Source organism: Bradyrhizobium sp. CCBAU 11357 (genome assembly GCF_028128865.1).
Classification (GTDB): Bacteria; Pseudomonadota; Alphaproteobacteria; order Rhizobiales; family Xanthobacteraceae; genus Bradyrhizobium.
In genome coordinates, this window is sequence record NZ_LBJW01000113.1 from 68,433 (window position 1) to 93,080 (window position 24,648).

Here is a 24,648-nt window from a genome sequence, read left to right on the forward strand (position 1 = left end):
GACGTCCTTGGCGGCCGGAAAAGGAAAGGTCCCGGAAGGCAGATGCCGCCGGGACCTCGTGTTCAAGCGACGCTATTCCTTCTTGGTTGCCCAGTGGAACATGACGAGATTGTCGGCGCGCTGCGGCAGGTTGACCTTCTTCGAGACTCCCCAGGCCAGCGCCTGCTGGTGCAGCGGGATGTAGGACCAGTCCTTCATGCCGATCTCGTAGGCCTCCTTGATCAGTTGGTTGCGTTTCTCGGCGTCGGCTTCGACCAGCACCTTGTCGGTGATGGCGTCGAACGCCTTGTTGCAATAGCCGCCGAGATTGGCCTCGCCGCGCGAGGATTTCGCATCGTCGCGGCAGCCCATGATGTCGTAGAGCACGTTGTGGGAGTCCATCGTGCTTGGGGTCCAGCCCAGCAGGTAGAACGAGGTCTGGTAGCCGCCCTGCTTCAGCACCTTGGCGAAGTACTGCGCCTTCGGCTGCGCCAGGAGATTGATCTTGACGCCGATGCGGGCAAGCATGCCGACCACGGCCTGGCAGATCGCGGCGTCGTTGACGTAGCGGTCGTTCGGGCAGTCCATGGTGACCTCGAAGCCGTCGGGGTAGCCGGCTTCGGTCAGCAGCTTCTTGGCTCCATCAGGATCGAATTTCGGCCGCGTGAAGCTCTTGGACAGTGCGAACAGCTCCGGCGCGATCATCAGCGCGGACGGCGTCGACAGGCCACGCATCACGCGCGTCTTGATCAGCTCGATGTCGATCGCCTTGTAGAAGGCCTCACGGACGCGGGCGTCCTTGAACGGGTTCTTGCCCTTGATGTTGGAGTAGAGCAGCTCATCGCGCATCTGGTCGAAGCCGATGAAGATGGTGCGCAGCTCCGGTCCCTTCAGCACCTGGGCATTCGGGCTGGAATCGACGCGGGAGATGTCCTGGATCGGCACCGGCTCGATGACGTCGACCTCGCCCGAGAGCAGCGCCGCGACGCGGGTGGCGTCGGAGGAGATCGGGGTGAAGATGATCTCCTTCAAATTGCCTTCGACCTTGCCCCAGTAATTGGGATTGGCCTTGAACACCGTCTTCACGCCGGGCTGGTGGCTTTCGATGATGAAGGGGCCGGTGCCGTTCTCGTGCAGCGAGGCGTAGCTCGGCGTGGTCGCCGCCACCGGTGTCGGGTCGACGACGTTGTTCTCCTCGGCCCATTTCTTGTCCATGATGTACCAGACATCCCACGAATTATGCAGGATGGGATTGGGCGAGGGCAGGACGAAATCGACGGTGTAGTCGTCGACCTTGACGACCTTGACGTCGGGCGCAAGACGGGTCTGCATGTTGGACCCCTTCTTGCGGACACGATCGGCCGAGAACACCACGTCGTCGGCGGTGAAGGGATCGCCGTTGTGGAATTTCACGCCCTTGCGCAGATGAAAGCGCCAGCGGGTCGGCTCCGGAGTTTCCCAGCTTTCCGCCAGTGCCGGAATGATCTTGAGGTCCTTGTCGCGCGCGGTGAGGCCCTGATAGACGTGGCCGAGATGGGCGTGGGTGGTGCTCTCGTTCAGGGTATAGGGATCGAGCGACTTCAGGTCACCCTGATTGGCATAACGTAGCGTCTGGCTGGCTGCTGGCGAGATCGCCAACGCAAGCGTACCGGCGAGCGCCGCCGCAAACAGACTTTGACCGACTGACATTCTTGACCCTCTCCACACTGCCGCGCCGGTGATTTTTGATTGTTCGGCGGGGCTTACCGATCCATGTTGCCCAGAGTTCTCGACCCGTGCAAGCGTCATTCCAGCAAAGGAACGCGCCAAGTTGCACCGCTGTGCAGCAATGCTGCCCGCCAATCCCGGCCAGGCCGGCGAGCTTCAGCGCGGGGGCGCGGGCCGGACAATTTGATTGACCATACCCGTCGTTCGGGGGAGCCGGTCCTGACGGCTTCCCCACAGGTCGCTTGCGTTGCAGACCTTCTCGCGGTGATACTCCGACAGGCCGCTCGAATCTCATCTGGAGGGGACATGAAGGTTAACATCGAAATCGACTGCACCCCCCTCGAGGCCCGCCAGTTCTTCGGTCTGCCTGACGTGGGGCCGATGCAGACGGCGGTGATGGACAAGTTGCAGCAGCAGGTGCTCAGTAACATCGAGAAGGTCTCGCCGGAATCGCTGATCCAGAGCTGGTTCACCTTCGATCCCAAGATCGCCGAGCGGTTTCAGGACATGTTCGTCGCGATGGCCGGCCTCGGCGGCCCGCGCAGCGGCGACAAGAAAAAATAGTGTCGCCCGGACCGGACGGGGCGCTGCAAGAAGGCCGGCTTCGTCCGCCGGGTCTCGGCCTGCTGCTCGCCGAGGCCCGTGGGCTGTTCGAGTTGAATGCGAGCCTCTTGCTGTCGCCGCTCCTGATGCGGGCGCCGCGGGGCGACGGCCATCCGGTGCTGGCGCTGCCGGGCTTTCTCGCCAGCGACCTCTCGATGGTGCCGATACGGCGCTATCTCAGCGAGCTCGGTTATGAGGCGCATGCCTGGCGGATGGGCCGCAATCTCGGCGGGCTCGGGCGCATGCGGGATTCGCTGCGCATGCGCCTGGCCGAAATCCATGCCGCCACGGGACGCAAGGTCAGCCTGGTCGGGTGGAGCCTCGGCGGCGTCTATGCCCGCGATCTCGCGCTTTGGGCACCGGACAAGGTCCGTTACGTCGTCACGCTCGGCAGCCCTTTTGCCAGCGACGTACGGGCGACCAACGCGACGCGGCTCTACGAGACGCTGTCCGGCGAGCGGGTCGATGATTTTGTGGAAGCGCGCGAGGCTATCGCCGGCGATCTGCCGGTGCCGGCGACGTCGATCTATTCGCGCGCCGACGGTGTTGTGAACTGGCGGACCTGTCTGCTCCGCCCTTCCGAGCGTGCCGAGAACATCGAGGTGCTGCTGGCGAGCCATATCGGGCTCGGCGTGAACCCGGCGGTGCTGTGGGCCGTGGCGGACCGCCTGGCGCAACCGGAGGGAGACTTCTGGCCATTTGGCCGGGCGGGGCCCTTTGCCATTGCATATGCCCCGCCGGAGCGGGCAGTATCGGCCTGACGAGAAGCGCCGCCAAGGCGCCCGTCGAATATACGGGAGGGAACCATGGCTGACGGTAAGAAGCTGTCGTCGCTTGACGCGTCGTTTCTCTATCTGGAAACACCGGAGATGCCGATGCATGTCGGCAGCATGGCGATCTTCCGCCTGCCTGACGACTACAAGGGGGATTTCTTCGAAGACTTCAAGGCGATGATCGTCTCGCGCTTGCACATCGCGCCGATTCTCAAGGCGCGGCTGGAGAAGGCGCCGCTCGACATCGATCATCCCTCCTGGGTCGAGGACGACCAGTTCGACATCGACCGCCACATCTTCCGCGCGAGCCTGCCGCAGCCGCGCGATCGCGCCACGCTCGAGCGCATCGTCGGCTGGATGCATGCCAAGCTGCTCAACCGCGCCCGCCCGCTCTGGGAGTTCTACGTGTTCGAGGGCATGAAGGACAACGAGGTCGGGCTCTATTCCAAGATGCACCATGCCGCGATCGACGGCGGCGCCGGTGCGGCGCTGACCAACATGATCTACGACATCTCGCCGATCCCGCGGAAGGTCGATCCGCCAACCGCGGGCAGCAAGCCCGGACAGGAGCCGCGCGATATCGCGGCGAACCTGCTCGATTCCTATCAGCAGCTGTTCAGCCAGCCGCTGGAGGCTTCGCAAGCGGCGAAGAACCTGCAGCTGCCGCGCACCGGCAAGAGCGATATCGGCTCGATCCTGTTCGACAACGCGATGTACCAGATCGAGAGCGCTGTGCGCTTCGCCGGCAACATCCCGACCGTGCTCAAGAGCGTCTCCGATGTGCTCGGCAAGATCGCCGATCCCAAATCGCGCGAGAGCCTCGCCAGCATGGTGTCGCCGCCGACCATGCTCAACAAGACGATCTCCTCGGAGCGGAGCTTTGCCGGCGTGTCGATCCCGCTGTCGCGGGCCAAGGCGTTGGCCAAGCAGGCCGGCGGCAAGCTCAACGACGTCGTGCTGGCGCTCGCCTCCGGCGTGGTTCGCCGCTATCTCCTGCAATATGGCACGCTGCCGGCGAAATCCCTGACCGCCGCCGTGCCGATCTCGCTGCGTGAGGAGGGCAACACCGAGGCCAACAACCAGGTGTTCGGCATGATCTGCTCGATCGCCACCAACATCGAGGATCCCAAGGCGCGGCTGGAGGCGATCATCGCGCAATCGACCAAGTCCAAGGAGATGTCGCATCCCTTGCGCGCCTTGATGCCGCAGGTCTCCAACATCTCCATGCTGGGCGCGCCGATCATGGTGCAGATCCTGGCGTTGCTCTACAGCCGCTCGAACCTTTCCGACGTGCTGCCGCCCGCGGCCAACGTCACCGTGTCCAACGTGCCCGGGCCGCGGCAGACGCTCTATGCCGCCGGCGCCGAGCTCTTGCACATCTTCCCGGTTTCGATCTCGACCCACGGGCAGGCGCTCAACATCACCGTGCAGAGCTATCGCGACCAGCTCGATTTCGGCTTCATCGTCGGCGCCAACATCATTCCGCACGTCCAGGTGATGTGCGACATGCTGCCCGAGGAGTTCGCCGCGCTGGAGGCGGCCTACATGCCGCCGGCCACCGATATCAAGGGCGCTGCGGAGTAAGGAATTTGCAATGATTGAAATGCCCCCGCTCAAGTTCGCGACGACGAACGGAATCCGCATGGGCTATTACGAGGCAGGCCCGGCCGACGACAAGCCGCCGGTCGTGCTGTGCCACGGCTGGCCCGAGCTCGCCTTCTCCTGGCGCCATCAGATCAAGGCGCTGAGCGAGGCCGGCATCCGCGTGATCGCGCCCGACCAGCGCGGCTACGGCGCGACCGACCGGCCCGAGCCGGTCGAAGCCTATGACATGGAGCACTTGACCGGCGATCTCGTCGGTTTGCTCGATCATCTCGGAATCGACAAGGCGATCTTTGTCGGCCACGACTGGGGCGGCTTCGTCGTCTGGCAGATGCCGCTGCGGCATCCCACGCGCGTCGCCGGTGTGGTGGGCGTCAACACGCCGCATTGGGACCGCGCGCCGATCGACCCGATCGCGCTGTTTCGCCAACGTTTTGGCGACCAGATGTACATCGTCCAGTTCCAGGACCCCGCGCGCGGACCGGACAAGATCTTCAGCAGCCGTGTCGAGCAGACTTTTGACGCCTTCATGCGCAAGCCGGCCGCGCGCCCTCCGGGTGCGCCTGAGGAACAGCCGATTGCCGGCATTGGTGCTTCGCCCCGCATCAACCTGGCATTCCCGCAGATGATCGCGAATTACGACGCCAGACATGATCCGCGCACGCCGATCCTGTCAGCCGACGAGAAGAAGGTGTTCGTCGACACGTTCGCGAAGACCGGCTTCACCGGCGGCATCAACTGGTACCGCAATTTCACCCGCAACTGGGAGCGCGCGAACGGGCTGGACCACCACATCCACGTGCCCTCCTTGATGATCATGGCCGAGAACGATGCGGTGCTGCCGCCATCGGCGGCCGACGGCATGGAGAAGCTGGTCGATGACCTCGAGAAGTATCTGGTGAAGGACAGCGGCCATTGGACGCAGCAGGAGAAGCCGGAAGAGGTCAGCGCCAAGCTGATCGAATGGCGTAGAAGGCGGTTTGGCTAGCGCTCGTCATTGCGAGCGAAGCGAAGCAATCCAGGAATGCCTCCGCGGAGACACGCTGGATTGCTTCGTCGCAAGGGCTCCTCGCAATGACGACGTTGAATATCGAGGCAGGGGGAAGCGCATTTAATGTCGTCATCCAAGAACCGTCTGGACCCGATTCCGCAGCCGCCGACCAAACCGGTGGTCGGCAACATGCTGTCGCTGGACGCGGCCGCTCCCGTGCAGCACCTGACGCGGCTGGCCAAGGAGCTCGGTCCGATCTTCTGGCTCGACATGATGGGCTCGCCGATCGTCGTCGTCTCCGGCCACGATCTCGTCGACGAGCTCTCGGACGAGAAGCGGTTCGACAAGACGGTGCGCGGCGCGCTGCGGCGTGTACGTGCGGTCGGCGGCGACGGCCTGTTCACCGCCGACACCCGCGAGCCGAACTGGAGCAAGGCGCACAACATCCTGCTGCAGCCCTTCGGCAACCGCGCCATGCAGTCCTATCACCCGAGCATGGTCGACATCGCCGAGCAGCTCGTCCAGAAATGGGAGCGGCTCAACGCCGACGACGAGATCGACGTCGTCCACGACATGACCGCGCTGACGCTGGACACGATCGGCCTGTGCGGCTTCGAGTACCGCTTCAATTCGTTCTATCGGCGCGACTACCATCCCTTCGTCGAGTCGCTGGTGCGCTCGCTCGAAACCATCATGATGACGCGCGGCCTGCCGTTCGAGCAGCTCTGGATGCAGAAGCGCCGCAAGACGCTGGCCGAAGACGTCGCCTTCATGAACAAGATGGTCGACGAGATCATCGCCGAGCGGCGCAAGAGCGCGGAAGGCATCGACGACAAGAAGGACATGCTCGCCGCGATGATGACCGGCGTCGACCGTTCCACCGGCGAGCAGCTCGACGACGTCAACATCCGCTACCAGATCAACACGTTTCTGATCGCAGGGCACGAGACCACCAGCGGCCTGTTGTCCTATACGCTCTATGCGCTGCTCAAGCATCCGGAGATCCTCAAGAAGGCCTATGACGAGGTCGACCGCGTCTTCGGCCCCGATGTCAACGCCAAGCCGACCTATCAGCAGGTGACGCAGCTCACCTACATCACGCAGATCCTGAAAGAGTCGCTGCGGCTGTGGCCGCCGGCGCCGGCCTACGGCATCTCGCCGCTGAACGACGAGACCATCGGCGGCGGCAAGTACAAGCTCAGGAAGGGGACGTTCGTCACCATCCTGGTGACGGCGCTGCATCGTGATCCCAGCGTGTGGGGCCCCAACCCCGACGCGTTCGACCCCGGGAATTTCAGCCGCGAGGCGGAGGCGAAGCGGCCGATCAATGCCTGGAAGCCGTTCGGCAACGGCCAGCGCGCCTGCATCGGCCGTGGCTTCGCCATGCACGAGGCCGCGCTCGCGCTCGGCATGATCCTGCAGCGCTTCAAGCTGATCGACCACCAGCGCTACCAGATGCATCTGAAGGAGACGCTGACGATCAAGCCGGAAGGCTTCAAGATCAAGGTGCGGCCGCGTGCCGATCGCGAGCGCGGCGCCTATGGCGGGCCGGTTGCGGCTGCGTCCTCGGCGCCAATGGCGCAGCGCAAGCCCACCACGCGGCCCGGCCACAACACGCCGATGCTGGTGCTCTACGGTTCCAATCTCGGCACCGCCGAGGAGCTCGCGACGCGCATGGCCGATCTTGCCGAGATCAACGGCTTCGCCGTGCATCTCGGCGCGCTCGACGACTATGTCGGCAAGCTGCCGCAGGAGGGCGGCGTGCTGATCATCTGCGCCTCCTACAACGGGGCGCCGCCCGACAACGCAACGCAATTCGTCAAATGGCTCGGTGGCGATTTGCCGAAGGACGCTTTCGCTGGCGTGCGCTACGCCGTGTTCGGCTGCGGCAACAGCGACTGGGCCGCGACCTATCAATCGGTGCCGCGCTTCATCGACGAGCAATTGTCGAAGCATGGCGCGCGCGCGGTCTATCCGCGCGGCGAGGGAGATGCGCGCAGCGATCTCGACGGCCAGTTCCAGAAATGGTTCCCCGCAGCCGCGCAAGTCGCGACCAAGGAATTCGGCATCGACTGGAACTTCACCCGCACCGCCGAGGACGATCCGCTCTACGCGATCGAGCCTGTCGCGGTGACCGCGGTCAACACCATCGTCGCCCAGGGTGGTGCGGTGGCGATGAAGGTGCTGGTCAACGACGAGCTCCAGAACAAGGCCGGACCCCATCCATCGGAGCGCTCGACGCGCCACATCGAGGTGGAGCTGCCGGCCAACGTCGGCTATCGCGTCGGCGACCATTTGAGCGTGGTCCCGCGCAACGATCCGACGCTGGTGGATTCGGTTGCCCGCCGCTTCGGCTTCCTGCCGGCCGATCAGATCAGGCTCCAGGTGGCTGAAGGCCGGCGCGCGCAGTTGCCGGTCGGCGCGGCCGTGTCGGTCGGCCGCCTGCTCAGCGAGTTCGTCGAGCTGCAGCAGGTGGCGACGCGCAAGCAGATTCAAATCATGGCCGAGCACACCCGCTGCCCCGTCACCAAGCCGAAGCTGGTGGCCTTCGTCGGCGAGGAGGCGGAGCCGCTCGAGCGTTATCGCACCGAGATCCTGGCCAAGCGCAAATCGGTGTTCGACCTGCTGCTCGAGTATCCGGCCTGCGAATTGCCGTTCCACGTCTATCTGGAAATGCTCTCGCTGCTGGCGCCGCGCTATTACTCGATCTCGTCCTCGCCGTCGGTCGACCCGGCGCGTTGCAGCGTCACGGTCGGCGTGGTCGAGGGGCCGGCGGCCTCCGGCCGCGGTACCTACAAGGGCATCTGCTCGAACTATCTCGCCAACCGGCGGCCGGGCGATACGATCTATGCCACCGTGCGCGAGACCAAGGCGGGCTTCCGCCTGCCGGATGATCCATCCGTGCCGATCATCATGATCGGTCCGGGCACGGGACTTGCGCCGTTCCGCGGCTTTCTCCAGGAGCGCGCCGCGCGCAAGGCGAAAGGGGCGGCGCTCGGCCCGGCCGTGCTGTTCTTCGGCTGCCGCCATCCCGACCAGGATTTTCTCTATGCTGACGAATTGAAGGCATTGGCGGCGAGCGGCATCTCCGAGCTGTTCACGGCGTTCTCGCGCGCGGACGGACCGAAGACCTATGTGCAGCACGTGCTCGCGGCGCAGAAGGACAAGGTCTGGCCGCTGATCGAGCAGGGCGCGATCATCTATGTCTGCGGCGATGGCAGCAAGATGGAGCCCGACGTGAAGGCGGCGTTGGTCGCGATCCACCGCGAGAAGAGCGGCAGCGATGCCGCGGCAAGCGCGCGCTGGATCGAGGAGATGGGCGCGAACAACCGCTATGTGCTGGACGTCTGGGCGGGCGGGTGATTGCTCGCCCTTTCGTGCTAAAGCACTCCCATGATTCCCTGGGAAAAGCTCGACACCGCCAAAATCCCCGGTTCCGACGAGGAGCTCCGCCTGATGCGGCGGGGCAAGGAGTTCTCCATCAAGCTCGGCACCAACGAGCTGATGAACAGCCGCCTGTCGGGGTCGGAAGCGGCGCTCGCCACGCTTGCCGCGAAGCAGATCGAGAAAGTCGCAAAACCCGTCGTTCTCATCGGCGGTCTCGGCATGGGTTTCACGCTACGTGCGGCGCTGGCCGTGCTCGGAGCCCAGGCGAAGATCGTCGTCTCCGAGTTGGTCCCGTCGGTCGTCGCCTGGGCGCGCGGTCCGATGGCGGAGGTCTTCGGCGACAGCCTCGATGATGCCAGGGTGAGCATTTGCGAGATCGACGTCGGCGAAGTCATCCGGGCGAAGCGTTCGGCCTTCGACGCCATCCTGCTCGACGTCGACAATGGGCCCGAGGGATTGACCCGGAAGGGCAATGACGCGCTCTACGATGCGAGCGGGCTGCAGGTCGCGAAGACGGCGCTGCGGCCGGGAGGCGTGCTGGCCGTCTGGTCGTCGGGACCCAATTCGGCCTTCACAGGGCGCCTCAAGCGCGCCGGCTTCGACGTCAACGAAGTCAATGTTCGCGCCACCGGCAGAGGCGGCGGCGCGCGCCACATGATCTGGATCGCGCGGAAACCGTAGGGTGGGCAAAGCGACTTGTCCGCCGTAGCTCGAAGTGCGAAGGCGGAAGCGTGCCCACGATTCCTATCGTCGATGTGGAGGTATCGTGGGCACGGCGCGCGAAGAGCGCGCCTTTGCCCACCCTACGCAGCTGCGGCCTCAGAACATCGTGTTGCCGTTCGCGGGGTTTTCAGGAATCTCCTGAACGACGTCCCAGTGCTCGACGATCTTGCCGTTCTCCAGCTTGAAGATGTCCACGATCGCGCGGCCCCTGGTGCCGGGCTCGCGCACGGAATGAACGTGCAAGATGACGAAGTCACCCTCCGCAAAACTGCGCTTGATCTCGCTGCGCGAGTTCGGAAACTTCTCACGCAGGAAGCCGATGAATTTCCGGAAGCCGTCCGGGCCATCGGGAGCGGTCGGATTGTGCTGGACGTAGCGGTTGCCGACATAGGCGAGGGCGGCGTCGGCGTCCTTCTGATTGAGGCCTTTCTCATAGAAGGCCAGCACGGTTTGGCGGTTGGCTTCTTCCTGCGCGCTGGCGGCCATCGCGGCGCCGCCGGCGAGAGACAACATGAGAATGGAAGCGGCCATCATTGCCGCGGATCGGAAGATGAAATGCATGTGAGCTCCGAGAGGCCGCGGCCTCTGTTTGGCGTCTGAGACGGCTTGTATAGCCTTCATCGGAACCCCCGTTAAGACAGGCACCGGCAGCTCACATGGTCACCGAGAGGAGACCGGCCGGCCTAAGCCGCCTGCGCCGCCGCGCCGTGCGCGTGCTTGTCGATCGCGTCGATGATTTCCGGCCAGAAGCGCATGGGCAGCGCGTGGCCCATGCCCTCGATCATCAGCAGCTTTGCGTTCGGGATCGACGCGGCCGTGTCCTTGCCGCCTTCGGGGCGGACCAGCGGATCGACGGTACCGTGAATCACGAGCGTCGGAACCTTCACGGCGTGCAGCCGCTCCTTGCGGCTGCCGGAGGCAAGCACGGCGCGGAGCTGGCGGCCGACGCCGGCCGGGTTGAGCCCGCGTGCGAACACGCGCTCGGCGCGGCCAGGGTCGAGCGCTTCCTCTTCCGGGAAGTGCCCGGCGCGCAACACGTTCCAGGTCTGGCCGTAGCGGACGATGAATTCCTCCTTGCTGCGCGGCGGCGGCGCCATCAGCATCGCGGCGGCCTCGCGGGTCGGGGGCGGCACGCGCGGATTGCCCGTCGTCGACATGATCGAGGTCAGCGAGCGCACGCGGTGCGGAAACGACAGCGTCACCTCCTGCGCGATCATGCCGCCCATGGACGCCCCGACGAGATGCGCCGACTTGATGCCGAGCGCATCCATCAGGCCGACCGTGTCCCTGGCCATGTCGATCAGCTTGTAGGTGGCGGCCACGGGGATCCGCAAGAAGCGCAGCTTCAGCAGCTCGAACGGCGTCAGGCGCTTGCCGCCGCTGAGATGGCTCGACTTGCCGATGTCGCGGTTGTCGAAACGGATCACACGGAAGCCGCGGGCGGCGAGCTGCTCGCAGAACGCATCGTCCCAATGGATCATCTGCGCGCCGAGGCCCATGATCAGCAGCAGCGGCTCGGCATTGTCGTTGCCGAAGATTTCGTAGCAGATGTCGATGCCGTTGGCGCGGACGGTCTGGGGCGGCTGATGGGCGGTCACGGGTCCCTCCTGCTGACCGATGCTGTATCGCACGGTTTCGTTCCGCGAAGAAGCGGCGTGTCCGACGCCGCGCCTGCTGCTTGCCGGTTGACCGGCACCGCGCAACGGTGTGGTATGGCGGGACAAGAAGGGTGCAAAGCCCTCCGCATTGGGAGGACGCTGATGACCGACAAGATCACCGATCCGGTCGCCTTGTGGCAGAAGATGGTTGGCGAAATGGAGAAGGGTTTCAACTCCTTCGCGACCAAGGCGATGGAGACGCCCGAATTCTCGCAGGCCATGAACCGCGCCGGCGGCGTTGCTGCAGGTGCTCAGAAGCAGTTCGGCGATCTCATGGAGAGATACCTGCTCTCGATGAACCTGCCGAGCCGCGAGCAGATGACCGGCATCGCGGAGCGGCTCCAGTCGATCGAGGGCCAGCTCGGCGAGATCAAGTCGATGCTGAGCCAGATGTCGGCCAATTCGGGCGCGCAGCAACCCGGCGCCGCACCGCGGCCGCCGCGCACCAAACGTCCGCCGTCCGAAGGCGGAGACCAAAAATGAACGCGCCGGCGGGACTTGATATTGCGTCGATCCCGGAGCGCATCCAGTCCGAGGTGCAGCGCGCGATTCAGCGCAGCATCAAGGGCGTCGAATATTTCTCGACCTCAGGCCCCGCGCTCGGCTCGACGCCAAAGGACGTGCTGCACTCGCGCGGCACCATGAACCTCTATCACTACCGGCCGATGACGGACGAGATCTACCGCGTGCCGGTGCTGATCGTGATGGCCACGACCAACCGCGGCTACATCCTCGATCTCGTGCCCGGCCAGAGCTTCATCGAATTCCTGCTGAGGCGTGGCTACGACGTCTACATGCTGGACTGGAGCGCGCCGCGGCCGGAGGAGAAGAGCCTGCGCATGGAGGACTATGTCCTCGACTTCATCCCCGACTGCGTCCGCCGCGTGCAGGCCGATTCCGGCGAGCAGGACGTCTCCGTCGTCGGCTATTGCTTTGGCGGCGTGCTGTCGCTGCTCTACGGCTCGATCCACCAGGACGGGCCGATGAAGAACCTGATCTGCTTCACCACGCCGATCGACTTCCGCGAGATGAAGCTGTTCTCGAATTTCTCCGACCGCCGCTATTTCGACGTCGACCACCTGGTCGACAGCGTCGGCAACGTGCCGCCGGAGATGATCCTGTCCTCGTTCGAGATGCTGCGCCCGGCCTCGCGCACGGTGAGCCAGATCCAGCTCTGGGAAAACATCTGGAACGACGAGTTCGTGAAGTCGTACCGCATGTTCGACCGCTGGGCGACCGACACGCTGCCGCTGGCCGGCGAATATTTCCGCACCATCACCAAGGACCTGATGTGGGACAACAAGCTGTTCAACGACACCATGTCGGTCGGCGGCCGTGCGGCCAAGCTCGAAGACATCAAGGTGCCGATCCTGCATGCGGTCGCCGAGCACGACCACATCGTGCCCTATGACGCCGCAAAACACCTGATCGCCAAGATCGGCTCGACTGACAAGGAAGAGGTGATCCTGAAGGGCGGTCACGTCTCGCTCGTCGCCGGCGCCAACGCGGTGAAGCGGCTGTGGCCGAAACTGGATTCCTGGCTGGGAAAGAGATCGATATGAGCGAGCAGCGTTCCTATCCGCGCCACGTCAAGACCGACGCCGGCGCTATCGAGATCCGCCTGATGTCGCCCGCCGACGAAGCCGCGGTGCTGGTCTTTGGCAAGGCCCTGCCGACCCACGACCTGTTGTTCCTGCCGCGCAACATCAGCGAACCGAAGGTGCTGTCGGCCTGGGTCAAGGAGATCGAGCGGGGCGCGATTCAGAGCCTGCTCGCGGTCAGAGAGGGCAGGGTCGTCGGCTGCGGCACGCTGGTGCGCGATCCCCATTCCTGGTCGCCCCATGTCGGTGAGATCCGCATGGTGGTGTCGCCCGATGTCCGCGGCAAGGGCGTGGGCAAGGCGCTGTCGCAGGAGACCTTTGCCCTCGCGCTCGGGGCGGGCCTGGAAAAGCTCTCGGTTCAGATGACGGTCGACCAGCAGGCGGCGATCGCCCTGTTCGAGAGCCTCGGCTTCAAGGCCGAGGCCCTGCTGCGCGATCATGTCCGGGACGTTGGGGGCAAGACCCACGACATCGTTGTGCTCGGCCATAACATTTCGCAGGTGCAGGCACAGATGGAGGCCTATGGGCTGCCCGGCGCCGTCCAGCACTAGCCGTCCGGCATTAGGGCCGGATCGATCCTATCCTCAGCCTCCATGGCTACCGAGGCATCACGATGCCTCCCGATAACGCTCTTCACGATTTCGTGATATCGCGGTGCAACACGAATATTGCGCCGCACAATTAACCGTGCCATATAAGCCGTGCCCCGGGCCAATGCGGACGGGGTGAGCCCATAGCTCAGACCATTGAGGATGGAGAGAACCCCATGACCACTGAAACCAACACTGCTTTCGAGGGCTTCAAGGACGCTTTCAAGAACATCCAGAATCTGGAAGTTCCCGAGGCCGCCCGCGAATTCGTCAAGAAGACCGCCAACACCGCCAAGGACCGTGCTGCCGAGGTGTTCGCTGGCTCCGAGCGCGTGACCGCCGCTGTCGAGAACGCGGTGACTGAGTCCGTCACTGAAGCCGGCAAGATCAGCCGCAACATCCAGCAGGCGATCTACGAGGACGCCGAGGCGTTCTTCTCGGGCATCGACAAGCTCGCGTCCGCCAAGTCGGTCAGCGAAGCCGTCGAGATCCAGTCGAGCCTGCTCCGCTCCCGCGGCGAAGTGTTCGTCTCGCGCGCCAAGGCGACCGCCGACTATCTCGGCAAGCTCGCCGCCAACGGTGCGAAGTCCGCTCAGGACAACTTTGCCAAGGTCTACAGCAAGACCGCCTGATCTGGCGCCTGAGCACAAACTGAATTTGAGGCCCGCTTCGGCGGGCCTTTGTTTTTCTGCGACGCCGTCATTGCGAGGAGCTCGCGACAAAATTGCGTAGCAATTTTGCGCTGATGCGACGAAGCAATCCAGAGCCTTTCCACGGAGGCAGACTGGATTGCTTCGCTTCGCTCGCAATGACGAGTACTGTGATGCAGTCATGGACTCGTCTGTCACCTTCTCCTTCGACGCCCCCGGCGATGCTGAACGCGCGGCTGAGCTCCGCCGCGTCAAGGCGCTGGCGACATTGGTGCTGGCCTCGACGCTGGCGCTGTTTGTCCTCGCAAAGTGGCTGCTGCCCGTGCATCCCGTGTTCGGCTTCATTGCCGCCTTCGCCGAAGCCGCGACCATCGGCGGGCTCGCCGATTGGTATGCCGTGGTGGCGCTGTTCAAGCGGCCGCTCGGCCTGCCGATCCCGCACACCGCAATCATCCAGAGCAACCAGGCCCGCATCGCCGACAAGCTCGGCGAATTCATCCAGGTGCATTTCCTCGAGGCCGGTCCCGTCGAGGCCAAGCTGAAGGAGATCGATTTCGGTTCCTTCGTCGCCGACTGGCTGCGCGACCGCAAGCGCAGCGATGACCTCGCGCGCTTTGCGCTGCGCCTGTTGCCGGAAGCCGTGTCCGCAACCGAAAGCTCCGGCTTGATGACCTTCATCGTCCGCCGCATGTCCTCGCAGCTCCAGGCGATCGACCTTGCTCCGCTCGCGGCCGGCACGCTGCGCGGCTTCGTCGCGGAGGGACGGCACCAGATCCTGTTCGACGATCTCCTGCGCGTGATGCACGAGACCTTGAACCAGACAGAGACGATGGCGATGATCCGCGAGAAGGTGCGCGCGGAATTGCCGACCCTGCTCAAGCTCTATCGCGCCGACAAGTTTCTGGTGAACAAGATCGTGGCCTCCGCCACCGCGTTCTTCAATGAGGTGCGTAGCGATCCCAAGCATCCGTTCCGCGGCGAGTTCGACCGCATGGTGCTGAGTTTCGTCGACCGGCTCGGCACCGACCAGGCCTATATCGACCGCATAGACGGCCTGAAGCGCGATCTGCTGGCGCGGCCGGAGCTTGCCGATCTCGCGCGCACCGTCTGGGCCAATACGCGCTCCTTCATCGAGCGCAGCGCGAGCGGCGAGACGCAGGTGCTGCAACATCACCTCGCCGGGATGTTCGTCTCGGCTGGCGAGGCGCTCGCCAGCGATGCCGAGCTGCGCGGCGAGATCAACAAGGGTCTCGTGACCGTGCTGCGCAGCTTCGTCGCGGACCAGAAGAGCGGCGTCTCGACCTTCATCTCCGATCAGGTCAAGGCGTGGAATATGGCGCAGCTGATTTCGCTGATCGAGATCAACATCGGCCGCGACCTGCAATACATCCGCTTCAATGGCTCGTTGATTGGTGGGCTCGCCGGGCTCGTGCTCTACACCGTAGAATCCCTGCTCCGATTGTTGTGACTTTTGCGTCACGGCCGTTAGCTTTAACGCGCGGGCCTATTGTCGCCTCGCATCTCTCCCGCTTGAATATCGGGAACCGGCCGCCTAGCTGATTCATGTTGCGCTGCGGAACGATCAAGAAGCCGGTGCATTGGAATTCATGCCGATTTGCCGGTCCCAGCGCCGGCGGCCTTTCCAGGAATTCTTCCCAGGGGAAACATTGATGACCGCAACTGCCCAGATGCTGCGCCCGCCGTCCCGCACCTTGATGTTTCTGGAGGGGCGCGCGATACACGAGTTCGGCGCATTCCTCGGCGCGCTGCCGCTGTTGAGCCTCGCGCCGCGCGGCGACGGGCATCCGGTGCTGGTGCTGCCCGGCCTCGTGGCTTCCGATGTCTCGACACGCGCGCTACGCGCGTTTCTGACCAGCAAGGGATATGCGGTCAGCGGCTGGCGTCAGGGGCGCAACTATGGTCTGCGCGAGGGCGTTCAGGACGCCATGGTCGATCTGGTTCATGAGTTCAGCGACAGGCACGGCCGCAAGATCAGCCTGGTCGGCTGGAGCCTTGGCGGCCTCTACGCGCGCCAGCTCGCCAAGATGATGCCGGAGCGTGTGCGCCAGGTGATCACGCTCGGCAGCCCCTTTGCCGGCGATCCGCGCTCGACCAACGCCTGGCGCGTCTATGAATGGGCGAGCGGACGCAAGGCCGACGAGGTCGATCCGCGCTTTGGCGGCGAGCTCGCCGTGCCGCCGCCGGTGCCGACCACCGCCATCTTCAGCCGCTCCGACGGCGTCTGCGCCTGGCAGGGCTGCATGGAGAAGTCGGGCGCACAGACCGAGAGCATCGAGGTCGAAAGCAGCCATTGCGGCATGGGCCATCATCCCGCCGCCGTCTATGCGGTGGCCGATCGCCTCGCGCAGAAGGAAGGCCAGTGGCGCCCGTTCGATCGCAGCGGCTGGCGCAGCCTGGCCTATCCCGACCCGCATCGATAGTCGGGCCTGCATGGTTCGAGACGCGCGGCTTTGCCGCGCTCCTCACCATGAGGGTCGAAACAAGTGATGCCGCGCAAAGACAGACAGACCTCATCCTGAGGAGGCGCGAAGCGCCGTCTCGAAGAGATCGAGCCCGGCCCCTGCTTCGATGGTCGCCTCCCTCCATTGTCGCAGCCGCACCAAACGCGCTATGCCTGCCGCATGGCGCATCCGCTCTCCCGCATCATCGACCAGCTCAAGCGCGAGCCCTCGCGCACCGGCTCGATCGTCATCACCGTATTCGGCGACGCCATCGTGCCGCGCGGTGGTTCGGTGTGGCTCGGCACGCTGCTGGAATTCTTCGAAAGCCTGGATATCGACAGCGGCGTGGTGCGCACCGCGATGTCGCGGCTTGCGGCCGACGGCTGGCTGGCGCGCGAGAAGGTCGGCCGCAACAGTTTCTATCGCCTGGCGGACAAGGGCCGCCAGACGTTCGAGGCCGCGACGCGCCACATCTACGATCCGCCGCCGTCCGACTGGAGCGGGCGCTTCGAGCTGCTACTGATCGGCAATGGCGAGGACCGCGACGCCTCGCGCGAAGCGCTGCGCAATGCTGGCTTCGGCAGCCCGCTGCCGGGCGTGTGGGTGGCGCCGTCAGGTGTGCCGATGCCGGAGGAGGCAGCGGGCGCGATCCGCCTCGAGGTCTCCGCGGAGGATGACAGCGGCCGCCGTCTGCTCAGCGCGAGCTGGCCGCTCGATCGCACCGCCGATGCCTACCTGAAATTCATGAAGACCTTCGAGCCGCTGCGCGCCGCGATTGCGCGCGGCACCGATTTGTCCGACGCCGACGCCTTCACCGCGCGGATCCTCTTGATCCACTATTACCGCCGCGTCGTGCTGCGCGATCCGCTGCTGCCCGACAGCCTGCTGCCGCCGGATTGGCCGGGCAGGGCTGCCCGCGAACTCTGCGGCGCGATCTACCGTGCGCTGCTTGCTCCGTCCGAACAATGGCTCGACGGCCATGGAACCAATGAAAAAGGGGCGTTGCCGGCGGCGCGAAAGCTGCTGGAACGGAGGTTCGGCGCCTGAGCGTTATGTTACAGAAATATCTTGCATGACGTAAATCTTGTTATATATTATCTCCCAATAAAACGGGAGGATGCGCATGTACACCCAGGCGCTGAACACGGCCGAGACCGCTGACCGCGATCTGGAGGACGCCGGCAAGGCTGCGCAATTCCAGGCCCGCATCGATGCCGAGGAGCGCATCGAGCCGAACGACTGGATGCCGGCGGCTTATCGCAAGACGCTCACCCGCCAGATCTCCCAGCACGCCCATTCCGAAATCGTCGGCATGCTGCCCGAAGGCAACTGGATCACGCGCGCGCCGACCTTGCGCCGCAAGGCCGCGCTGCTCGCCAAGGTGCAGGATGAATGCGGCCACGGCCTCTATCTCTACGCCGCCGCCGAGACGCTCGGCTCCTCGCGTGAGGCGCTGGTCGACGCTATGCTCGCGGGGAAAGCAAAGTACTCCTCGATCTTCAACTATCCGACGCTGACTTGGGCGGACATCGGCACGATCGGCTGGCTGGTCGACGGCGCCGCGATCATGAACCAGATCCCGCTGTGCCGCTGTTCCTACGGACCCTATGCGCGTGCGATGATCCGCGTCTGCAAGGAGGAATCGTTCCACCAGCGCCAGGGTTACGAGATCATGGTGACGCTGTGCCGCGGCTCGGACGAGCAGAAGGCGATGGCGCAAGACGCATTGGACCGCTGGTGGTGGCCGGTGCTGATGATGTTCGGTCCCCCGGATGCGACGAGCCAGCACAGCGACACCTCGACGAAGTGGAAGATCAAGCGCTTCTCCAATGACGAGCTGCGCCAGAAGTTCGTCGACGCCACCGTGCCGCAGGCGCAATATCTCGGCCTCACCATTCCCGATCCCGGCATGACGCAGGACGCCGACGGGCACTGGCGCTACAGCGAGATCGACTGGACCGAATTCAAGCAGGTGCTCGCCGGCAACGGCCCCTGCAACCGCGACCGCATCGCCGCGCGCCGCAAGGCGCATGAGGAGGGCGCCTGGGTGCGCGAGGCGGCAGCTAGCCATGCCGCCAAGCGCGCCCGGCGTCGGACCGCCCAAGCTGCCGAATAGGAGATCGATATGGCCACGCCGAACACGCCGCTGTGGGAAGTCTTCATTCGCAGCCGCAACGGGCTCGCGCACAAGCATGTGGGATCGCTGCACGCGAGCGATGCGACGATGGCGCTGCAGGCCGCCCGCGATATCTACACCCGCCGCGGCGAGGGCCTGTCGATCTGGGTCGTGCCCTCGAGCGCGATCACCGCGAGCGATCCCGCGGAGAAGGGCATGATGTTCGAGCCGGCGGAATCCAAGATCTACCGGCACCCGACGTTCTACGAAGTGCCGGAAGAAGTGGGGCACATGTGATGGCGGTCGCCAACATTCAGGTCTCGGAAACGCCGCTGGTGCTCTACGTGCTGCGCCGCGCCGACGATGCGCTGATCCTCGGTCACAGGCTGTCGGAATGGTGCGGGCACGCGCCGATGCTGGAAGAGGACATGGCGCTCTCCAACATCGCGCTGGACCTCATTGGTCAGGCGCGGGAGCTCTACAGCTTTGCCGCCAAGGTCGAAGGCAGGGATAACGACGAGGACAAGCTCGCTTACTTGCGCGACGTGCGGCAGTACCGCAATCTGCTCCTGGTCGAGCAGCCCAACGGCGACTTTGCCCAGACCCTGGTGCGGCAATTCTTCTATTCCGCCTTCGCCGATCTCTATTGGCGCGCGATGATGAGCTCGCGCGATGCGACGCTGGCGGCGATCGCAGCGAAATCGGAGAAGGAGAGTGCCTACCATCTGCGCCATGCCTCGGAATGGATCATCCGGCTCGGCGACGGCACTGACGAGAGCCATCGACGCGGGCAAGGAGCCATCGAACATCTCTGGGCTTTTACCGGCGAGATGTTTGCCGTCGATGACGGCGAGCGCGCCCTGATCGATGCCGGCATTGCTGTCGATCCCGGGAGCTTGCGCGGGCGCTGGTTGACGACGCTCACCGATGTCACCCGCGAAGCAACGCTCGCGCTGCCGCAGAACGATTGGATGCAGCAGGGCGGCCGCTCCGGCCGCCACAGCGAGCATCTCGGCCATCTCCTGTCGGAGCTGCAATCGATGCAGCGAACGTTTCCGGGGCTGACATGGTGACGGTGCTGGAGCGTGATGGCGAGCTGCGCCAGCGTGCCTGGAACGCTGCGGCTAGCGTGGTCGATCCCGAAATCCCGGTGTTGACCATCGCCGATCTCGGCGTTCTCCGCGACGTCGTTCTCGACGGTGATCATGTCGAGGTCGCGATCACACCGACTTATTCAGGCTGCCCGGCCATGAACATGATCGCGCTCGAAATCGAGGTTGCGCTGGAGCGCGCCGGTTTCCATCATCCAAAGGTACGAACCGTGCTGTCGCCGGCCTGGACCACGGACTGGATGAGCGAGGAGGGGCGCGAGAAGCTGCGCGCCTACGGCATCGCGCCGCCGCAAGCCTCGAGCTCGCGCCGCGCGCTGTTCGGCGCGCAGACGGTGGCGTGCCCGCAATGCGGCTCGGACAAGACCGAGCTGCTGTCCGAGTTCGGCTCGACCTCCTGCAAGGCGCTCTGGCGCTGCAAGGCCTGCCGCGAACCCTTCGACTATTTCAAGTGTCATTGAGGCTCACGATGCCCGCCCCGCCGTCATTGCGAGGAGCTCTTGCGACGAAGCAATCCAGACTGCTTCCGCGGAAAGACTCTGGATTGCTTCGCTTCGCTCGCAATGACGACTTAGAGACCGAACGAGGGTGCCCGTGATGTCCGCAGCCGCACCGCGCTTCCATCGCCTCGCCGTCAGCGACCTCCGCCGCGAGGCCACGGACGCCGTGTCGATGACCTTCGCAATCCCGGGCGAACTCGCCGGCGATTACGCCTTCACGCCCGGCCAGTACCTGACGCTGCGCACCATGCTCGACGGCGAAGAGGTGCGCCGCTCCTATTCGATCTGTTCCGGTCCCGATGACGGCGAGATCCGCATCGCCGTGAAGAAGGTCGATGGCGGCGCGTTTTCGAGCTGGGCAGCCGACGATCTCAAATGCGGCGACGAGCTCGACGTGATGACGCCGACCGGCCGTTTCGGCGTGGTCCCGCCGGCAGATCGGGCGCGCGTTCATGTCGGTTTCGCTGCCGGCTCCGGCATCACGCCGATCCTGTCGATCGTCAAGGGCGTGCTGGCGCGCGAGCCGGGCAGCCGCTTCTTTCTGTTCTACGGCAACCGCACCACCGACAACATCATGTTCCTCGAAGCGCTCGAGGAACTCAAGGACCGCTTCATCGATCGTCTCTCGATCTTTCACGTCATCTCCGGCGAGGAGCAGGACATCCCAATCCTGCATGGCCGACTCGACGGCGAGAAGGTGAGGGTGCTGCTCCGCTCGCTGGTGCCGGCGGGAAGCGTCGATCATGTCTTCATCTGCGGTCCCCTTGGCATGAGCGAGGACATCGAGGCGACCTGCCGTGATCTCGGCATCGCCGACGAGCGTATCCATGTCGAGCGCTTCGTGTCCGAATTCGGCGGCAAGCCGCGGCCGAGAAAGGCGGTTGCGCCCGACGCGCCGCCGAAGGCGATCGCCTCGTTGATCATCGATGGCAAGCGCCGCGACGTGCCGGTCGCCGAGGACGAGGCGATCCTCGATGCTGCGCTGCGCGCCGGCGTCGATCTGCCCTTCGCCTGCAAGGGCGGCATGTGCTCGACCTGCCGCGCCAAGCTGGTCGAGGGTGAGGCGCCGATGGACATCAACTATTCGCTGGAACCGTGGGAGCTGAAGGCCGGTTTTGTTCTCACCTGCCAGGCCAAGCCATCCACGGAGCGGGTCGTCGTCGATTACGACCATGTTTGACAGTGTTGTCCAACCAGCAGAACATTGCGTGCAAACAGCCGGGAGAAGCGCGTGAACGTCAAAGCCGCCCTGTCGCCTGAGGATATCGCCCGCGCCTGCGCCGATGCGATGTGGGCCGAGGACGATGCTTCCAAGGGTCTCGGCATGGAGATCGTCGAGATCGGCCCGGGCTTTGCGACGCTCGCAATGATGGTGCGGCCGGACATGGTCAACGGCCAGCGCATTGCCCATGGCGGCTTCATCTTCACGCTCGCCGATTCCGCCTTCGCGTTCGCCTGCAACTCGCACAATGAGCGCGTGGTCGCCGCGCAGGGGCAGATCACCTTCATCAAGCCGGGCAAGCTTGGGGATCGTCTCATCGCCAAGGCGCGGGAAATCACCCGCGGCGGCCGTTCCGGCATCTACGACGTGCGTGTCACGGCGGGCGAGGTCGTCATCGCCGAATTCCGCGGTCATTCGCGCGTCATTCCCGGCAAATGGCTGCCGGCGCAAGATCAATAAGACCAACGAAGAAAAGAACAAACAATGTGGGGAAACGAGGATGGCTCTGACGAGGCACAAGGAAGGTGCCAGCACCTATAGCGCCGAGATGGACGCGCACGAGCGCGCCTCGCGCGACGAGATCATGGCGCTGCAGAAGCAGCGGCTGGCCTGGTCGCTGAAGCACGCTTACGACAATGTCGCGCATTATCGTAAAGTCTTCGACAAGGCGGGCGTGCATCCGTCCGACTTTCGCGAGTTGTCCGATCTTGCCAAATTTCCGTTCACGGTGAAGACGGATCTGCGCGACAATTATCCCTTCAACATGTTCGCCGTGCCGCGCGAGAAGTTGGTGCGGGTGCATGCCTCATCGGGCACGACCGGCAAGCCGATCGTGGTGGGCTATACGCAACGCGACATCGACACCTGGTCCGAGGTGATGGCGCGCTCGATCCGCGCCGCTGGCGGCCGCACCGGCATGATCATCCACAATGCCTACGGCTATGGCCTCTTCACCGGCGGTCTCGGCGTGCATTACGGCGCTGAGAAGCTCGGCTGCACGGTGGTGCCGATTTCCGGTGGCATGACCGAGCGGCAGGTGCAGCTCATCAACGATTTCCGGCCCGACATCATCACGGTAACGCCGAGCTACATGCTCGCGATCCTCGACGAGTTCAAGCGCCAGAAGCTGGATCCGCGCCAGTGCTCGCTCAAGATCGGCATCTTCGGCGCCGAGCCCTGGACCAACGCGATGCGCGCCGAGATCGAGGACGCTTTCGACATGGACGCCACCGACATCTACGGCCTGTCCGAGGTGATCGGCCCCGGCGTCGCGCAGGAGTGCATCGAGACCAAAGACGGCCTGCACATCTGGGAGGATCATTTCTACCCGGAAGTGATCGACCCCGAGACCGGCGCGGTGCTGCCCGACGGCGAGAAGGGCGAGTTGGTCTTCACCTCGCTCACCAAGGAAGCCTTTCCGGTGATCCGCTATCGCACCCGCGACCTGACGCGGCTGCTGCCGGGCACGGCACGGCCGGGCATGCGGCGCATGGAGAAGGTGACGGGCCGCTCGGATGACATGATCATCCTGCGCGGTGTCAACCTGTTCCCGACCCAGATCGAGGAGGTGCTGCTCGCGACCGACTGGTGCGGCGGCCACTTCATCCTGGAACTCACCCGCGAGGGCCGCATGGACGAGCTGACCATCATCGCGGAGGCGCGGCCCGAGAGCTGGGACGGCCGCGGGCTCCTCGATCATGCGGACCGGATTTCGACCCACCTCAAGAACACGATCGGCGTCAGCTCCAGGGTGCAGGTGGTTGCGCCCGCGACGCTGGAGCGCTCGCTCGGCAAGGCCAAGCGGCTCTTCGACAAGCGTCCGAAGGACTGACGGGACGGATTGACTCGACCCGCCCCAGAGGCGACAAGGCCCGCGAGAAATCGCGGGTCTTTTCATGTCAGCCGATGTCAAAACCGTCGAAGCGCGCTGCGTGCGCCTCAGCGCCAAAGCTGAAAATCCCGCTGCGCTTGCGCCAATCGTCGAGCGCCGGATGCTCGCGCGCGGGCCGAACGATCTGCTGATCGAGGTGAAGGCCGCCGCCGTCAATCCGTCCGACGTCAAGGCTGCGACCGGGCTGATGCCCTATGCCGTGTTCCCGCGGACCCCTGGCCGCGACTATGCCGGCGTGGTGATCGACGGGCCCACGGGCACAATGGAGCGCGAAGTGTTCGGCTCCTCCGGCGATCTCGGCATCCGCCGCGACGGCACCCATGCGAGCCATCTCGTGGTCGAAGCCGATGCGGTCGTGGAGAAGCCGAAGACGGTGTCCTGGGAGGAGGCCGCCGGCATCGGCGTGCCCTTCGTTACCGCGATGGAAGGTTTTCGCCGCGCCGGCGTGCCGAAGAGCGGCGAGACCGTCCTGGTGTTCGGCGTCAACGGCAAGGTCGGCCAGGCCGCCGTACAGATCGCGACCTGGCAGGGCGCGCGCGTGATCGGCGTGGTGCGCAAGGCGGAAGCCTATGAGGGCCACGCCAAAGCGCCCATCGAGGTGATCGACGCATCCGCCACCGACGTCGCCGCGCGCGTGCGCGAATTGACCGGCGGCAAGGGCGCCGACATCGTCTTCAACACGGTCGGCGATCCCTATTTTCAGGCCGCGCACAAGTCGCTTGCGCTTCGCGGCCGCCAGATCCTGATCGCCGCGATCGATCGCATCGTGCAGTTCAACATCCTCGAGTTCTATCGGGGCCAGCACACCTATGTCGGCATCGACACGCTGGGTCTATCCTCGGCCGCAACGGGCGCGGTGCTGCGCGACCTTGGGCCGGGCTTTGCGAGCGGCCATCTGAAGCCGTTTCCGATCAAGGCGAACGCGATCTATCCGCTGGAGCGCGCGAAGGAGGCGTACGTCGCCGTCGCCGGTTCTTCGCGCGACAGGGTGATACTGAAGCCGTAATCCACCGTCATTGCGAGCGCAGCGAAGCAATCCAGAAATGGATCCGCGGAGACCGACTGGATTGCTTCGCTGCGCTCG

The 24,648-nt window shown here is 64.7% G+C and carries 24 protein-coding genes; 21 read left to right on the forward strand and 3 right to left on the reverse strand.

Annotated elements, in window-relative coordinates:
• Positions 1–72 precede the first annotated feature (72 nt).
• A complete protein-coding gene (locus XI05_RS36235) occupies positions 73–1,668 on the reverse strand; it encodes an ABC transporter substrate-binding protein (protein ID WP_271510677.1) in 1,596 nt (531 codons plus the stop codon).
• Positions 1,669–1,992: 324 nt separating this feature from the next.
• Here XI05_RS36235 and XI05_RS36240 point away from each other — a divergent pair, with 324 nt between their 5' ends.
• The 6 genes from XI05_RS36240 to XI05_RS36265 all read left to right on the forward strand — a co-directional run bounded on the left by XI05_RS36240 (position 1,993) and on the right by XI05_RS36265 (position 9,723).
• Positions 1,993–2,250 carry a DUF6489 family protein gene (locus XI05_RS36240; protein WP_172784021.1) on the forward strand — a complete coding sequence of 86 codons (258 nt, stop codon included), beginning with the start codon at positions 1,993–1,995 and terminating at the stop codon, positions 2,248–2,250.
• Positions 2,250–3,050, forward strand: coding sequence for an esterase/lipase family protein (locus XI05_RS36245; RefSeq protein ID WP_271510681.1), 801 nt, complete (start codon positions 2,250–2,252; stop codon positions 3,048–3,050). Before XI05_RS36240 ends, XI05_RS36245 begins: the two co-directional genes overlap by 1 nt.
• Before the next feature lie 45 nt (positions 3,051–3,095).
• Positions 3,096–4,646: a WS/DGAT/MGAT family O-acyltransferase gene (locus XI05_RS36250; RefSeq protein ID WP_271510683.1), complete on the forward strand. Its 1,551-nt coding sequence runs from the start codon at positions 3,096–3,098 to the stop codon at positions 4,644–4,646.
• Positions 4,647–4,656: 10 nt separating this feature from the next.
• Positions 4,657–5,652 (forward strand): alpha/beta fold hydrolase, encoded by a 996-nt coding sequence (locus XI05_RS36255; protein ID WP_271510686.1) that lies wholly within the window; start codon positions 4,657–4,659, stop codon positions 5,650–5,652.
• 126 nt (positions 5,653–5,778) lie between these two features.
• Positions 5,779–9,018 carry a bifunctional cytochrome P450/NADPH--P450 reductase gene (locus XI05_RS36260; protein ID WP_271510689.1) on the forward strand — a complete coding sequence of 1,080 codons (3,240 nt, stop codon included), beginning with the start codon at positions 5,779–5,781 and terminating at the stop codon, positions 9,016–9,018.
• A gap of 30 nt (positions 9,019–9,048) precedes the next feature.
• Complete coding sequence (locus XI05_RS36265; RefSeq protein ID WP_271510692.1) at positions 9,049–9,723, forward strand: spermidine synthase; 675 nt, start codon at positions 9,049–9,051, stop codon at positions 9,721–9,723.
• Positions 9,724–9,861: 138 nt separating this feature from the next.
• On the opposite strand, the gene XI05_RS36270 is transcribed toward XI05_RS36265, so the two are convergent.
• Both XI05_RS36270 and XI05_RS36275 read right to left on the reverse strand, forming a co-directional pair.
• Positions 9,862–10,326 carry a nuclear transport factor 2 family protein gene (locus tag XI05_RS36270; RefSeq protein ID WP_271510694.1) on the reverse strand — a complete coding sequence of 155 codons (465 nt, stop codon included), beginning with the start codon at positions 10,324–10,326 and terminating at the stop codon, positions 9,862–9,864.
• Positions 10,327–10,448: 122 nt separating this feature from the next.
• Positions 10,449–11,363, reverse strand: coding sequence for an alpha/beta fold hydrolase (locus XI05_RS36275; RefSeq protein ID WP_271510698.1), 915 nt, complete (start codon positions 11,361–11,363; stop codon positions 10,449–10,451).
• 162 nt (positions 11,364–11,525) lie between these two features.
• On the opposite strand from XI05_RS36275, the gene XI05_RS36280 reads away from it, so the two are divergent.
• The 15 genes from XI05_RS36280 (at position 11,526) to XI05_RS36350 (ending at position 24,570) form a co-directional block, all read left to right on the forward strand.
• The gene (locus XI05_RS36280; RefSeq protein ID WP_212254843.1) at positions 11,526–11,906 is read left to right on the forward strand and encodes a hypothetical protein; all 381 of its coding nucleotides are present in this window, start codon (positions 11,526–11,528) and stop codon (positions 11,904–11,906) included.
• Positions 11,903–12,985, forward strand: a complete 1,083-nt coding sequence (locus tag XI05_RS36285) for a PHA/PHB synthase family protein (protein WP_271510701.1) — start codon at positions 11,903–11,905, stop codon at positions 12,983–12,985. Before XI05_RS36280 ends, XI05_RS36285 begins: the two co-directional genes overlap by 4 nt.
• Positions 12,982–13,575: a GNAT family N-acetyltransferase gene (locus XI05_RS36290; RefSeq protein ID WP_271510704.1), complete on the forward strand. Its 594-nt coding sequence runs from the start codon at positions 12,982–12,984 to the stop codon at positions 13,573–13,575. The genes XI05_RS36285 and XI05_RS36290 overlap by 4 nt, the downstream gene beginning before the upstream one ends.
• A gap of 215 nt (positions 13,576–13,790) precedes the next feature.
• Positions 13,791–14,246: a phasin gene (locus XI05_RS36295; RefSeq protein WP_036043136.1), complete on the forward strand. Its 456-nt coding sequence runs from the start codon at positions 13,791–13,793 to the stop codon at positions 14,244–14,246.
• A gap of 199 nt (positions 14,247–14,445) precedes the next feature.
• Positions 14,446–15,732, forward strand: coding sequence for a DUF445 domain-containing protein (locus XI05_RS36300; RefSeq protein WP_271510707.1), 1,287 nt, complete (start codon positions 14,446–14,448; stop codon positions 15,730–15,732).
• Between the two features lie 202 nt (positions 15,733–15,934).
• Entirely contained in the window at positions 15,935–16,705 is a 771-nt protein-coding gene (locus tag XI05_RS36305; RefSeq protein ID WP_271510710.1) for an esterase/lipase family protein, read from the forward strand.
• 201 nt (positions 16,706–16,906) lie between these two features.
• Positions 16,907–17,773, forward strand: coding sequence for a phenylacetic acid degradation operon negative regulatory protein PaaX (paaX, locus tag XI05_RS36310; protein ID WP_271510713.1), 867 nt, complete (start codon positions 16,907–16,909; stop codon positions 17,771–17,773).
• Between the two features lie 76 nt (positions 17,774–17,849).
• Positions 17,850–18,842, forward strand: a complete 993-nt coding sequence (gene paaA / locus XI05_RS36315; RefSeq protein WP_271510716.1) for a 1,2-phenylacetyl-CoA epoxidase subunit PaaA — start codon at positions 17,850–17,852, stop codon at positions 18,840–18,842.
• Between the two features lie 9 nt (positions 18,843–18,851).
• Complete coding sequence (paaB, locus tag XI05_RS36320) at positions 18,852–19,139, forward strand: 1,2-phenylacetyl-CoA epoxidase subunit PaaB (RefSeq protein ID WP_015687593.1); 288 nt, start codon at positions 18,852–18,854, stop codon at positions 19,137–19,139.
• Positions 19,139–19,915, forward strand: a complete 777-nt coding sequence (gene paaC / locus XI05_RS36325) for a 1,2-phenylacetyl-CoA epoxidase subunit PaaC (protein WP_271510719.1) — start codon at positions 19,139–19,141, stop codon at positions 19,913–19,915. Before paaB ends, paaC begins: the two co-directional genes overlap by 1 nt.
• Entirely contained in the window at positions 19,909–20,412 is a 504-nt protein-coding gene (paaD, locus tag XI05_RS36330) for a 1,2-phenylacetyl-CoA epoxidase subunit PaaD (RefSeq protein ID WP_271510723.1), read from the forward strand. The genes paaC and paaD overlap by 7 nt, the downstream gene beginning before the upstream one ends.
• A gap of 136 nt (positions 20,413–20,548) precedes the next feature.
• Positions 20,549–21,631: a 1,2-phenylacetyl-CoA epoxidase subunit PaaE gene (gene paaE / locus XI05_RS36335; RefSeq protein WP_271510725.1), complete on the forward strand. Its 1,083-nt coding sequence runs from the start codon at positions 20,549–20,551 to the stop codon at positions 21,629–21,631.
• A 51-nt stretch (positions 21,632–21,682) separates the two neighbouring features.
• Complete coding sequence (gene paaI, locus XI05_RS36340; RefSeq protein WP_271510727.1) at positions 21,683–22,132, forward strand: hydroxyphenylacetyl-CoA thioesterase PaaI; 450 nt, start codon at positions 21,683–21,685, stop codon at positions 22,130–22,132.
• A 40-nt stretch (positions 22,133–22,172) separates the two neighbouring features.
• Positions 22,173–23,504: a phenylacetate--CoA ligase PaaK gene (gene paaK / locus XI05_RS36345; RefSeq protein WP_271510729.1), complete on the forward strand. Its 1,332-nt coding sequence runs from the start codon at positions 22,173–22,175 to the stop codon at positions 23,502–23,504.
• A 64-nt stretch (positions 23,505–23,568) separates the two neighbouring features.
• Entirely contained in the window at positions 23,569–24,570 is a 1,002-nt protein-coding gene (locus XI05_RS36350; protein WP_271510731.1) for a quinone oxidoreductase family protein, read from the forward strand.
• Positions 24,571–24,648: the final 78 nt, after the last annotated feature.

Bases quoted from the DNA above. Each gene is read 5' to 3' on its own strand.
- XI05_RS36350 (WP_271510731.1), top strand. From the start codon at position 23,569: ATGTCAGCCGATGTCAAAACCGTCGAAGCGCGCTGCGTGCGCCTCAGC.
- paaK (WP_271510729.1), top strand. From the start codon at position 22,173: ATGGCTCTGACGAGGCACAAGGAAGGTGCCAGCACCTATAGCGCCGAG.
- XI05_RS36260 (WP_271510689.1), top strand. From the start codon at position 5,779: ATGTCGTCATCCAAGAACCGTCTGGACCCGATTCCGCAGCCGCCGACC.
- XI05_RS36285 (WP_271510701.1), top strand. From the start codon at position 11,903: ATGAACGCGCCGGCGGGACTTGATATTGCGTCGATCCCGGAGCGCATC.
- paaE (WP_271510725.1), top strand. From the start codon at position 20,549: ATGTCCGCAGCCGCACCGCGCTTCCATCGCCTCGCCGTCAGCGACCTC.
- XI05_RS36250 (WP_271510683.1), top strand. From the start codon at position 3,096: ATGGCTGACGGTAAGAAGCTGTCGTCGCTTGACGCGTCGTTTCTCTAT.
- paaC (WP_271510719.1), top strand. From the start codon at position 19,139: ATGGCGGTCGCCAACATTCAGGTCTCGGAAACGCCGCTGGTGCTCTAC.
- XI05_RS36270 (WP_271510694.1), bottom strand. From the start codon at position 10,326: ATGCATTTCATCTTCCGATCCGCGGCAATGATGGCCGCTTCCATTCTC.
- paaX (WP_271510713.1), top strand. From the start codon at position 16,907: ATGGCGCATCCGCTCTCCCGCATCATCGACCAGCTCAAGCGCGAGCCC.
- XI05_RS36255 (WP_271510686.1), top strand. From the start codon at position 4,657: ATGATTGAAATGCCCCCGCTCAAGTTCGCGACGACGAACGGAATCCGC.
- XI05_RS36265 (WP_271510692.1), top strand. From the start codon at position 9,049: ATGATTCCCTGGGAAAAGCTCGACACCGCCAAAATCCCCGGTTCCGAC.
- XI05_RS36290 (WP_271510704.1), top strand. From the start codon at position 12,982: ATGAGCGAGCAGCGTTCCTATCCGCGCCACGTCAAGACCGACGCCGGC.
- XI05_RS36235 (WP_271510677.1), bottom strand. From the start codon at position 1,668: ATGTCAGTCGGTCAAAGTCTGTTTGCGGCGGCGCTCGCCGGTACGCTT.
- paaA (WP_271510716.1), top strand. From the start codon at position 17,850: ATGTACACCCAGGCGCTGAACACGGCCGAGACCGCTGACCGCGATCTG.
- paaB (WP_015687593.1), top strand. From the start codon at position 18,852: ATGGCCACGCCGAACACGCCGCTGTGGGAAGTCTTCATTCGCAGCCGC.
- XI05_RS36305 (WP_271510710.1), top strand. From the start codon at position 15,935: ATGACCGCAACTGCCCAGATGCTGCGCCCGCCGTCCCGCACCTTGATG.
- XI05_RS36280 (WP_212254843.1), top strand. From the start codon at position 11,526: ATGACCGACAAGATCACCGATCCGGTCGCCTTGTGGCAGAAGATGGTT.
- XI05_RS36240 (WP_172784021.1), top strand. From the start codon at position 1,993: ATGAAGGTTAACATCGAAATCGACTGCACCCCCCTCGAGGCCCGCCAG.
- XI05_RS36300 (WP_271510707.1), top strand. From the start codon at position 14,446: ATGGACTCGTCTGTCACCTTCTCCTTCGACGCCCCCGGCGATGCTGAA.
- XI05_RS36295 (WP_036043136.1), top strand. From the start codon at position 13,791: ATGACCACTGAAACCAACACTGCTTTCGAGGGCTTCAAGGACGCTTTC.
- paaD (WP_271510723.1), top strand. From the start codon at position 19,909: ATGGTGACGGTGCTGGAGCGTGATGGCGAGCTGCGCCAGCGTGCCTGG.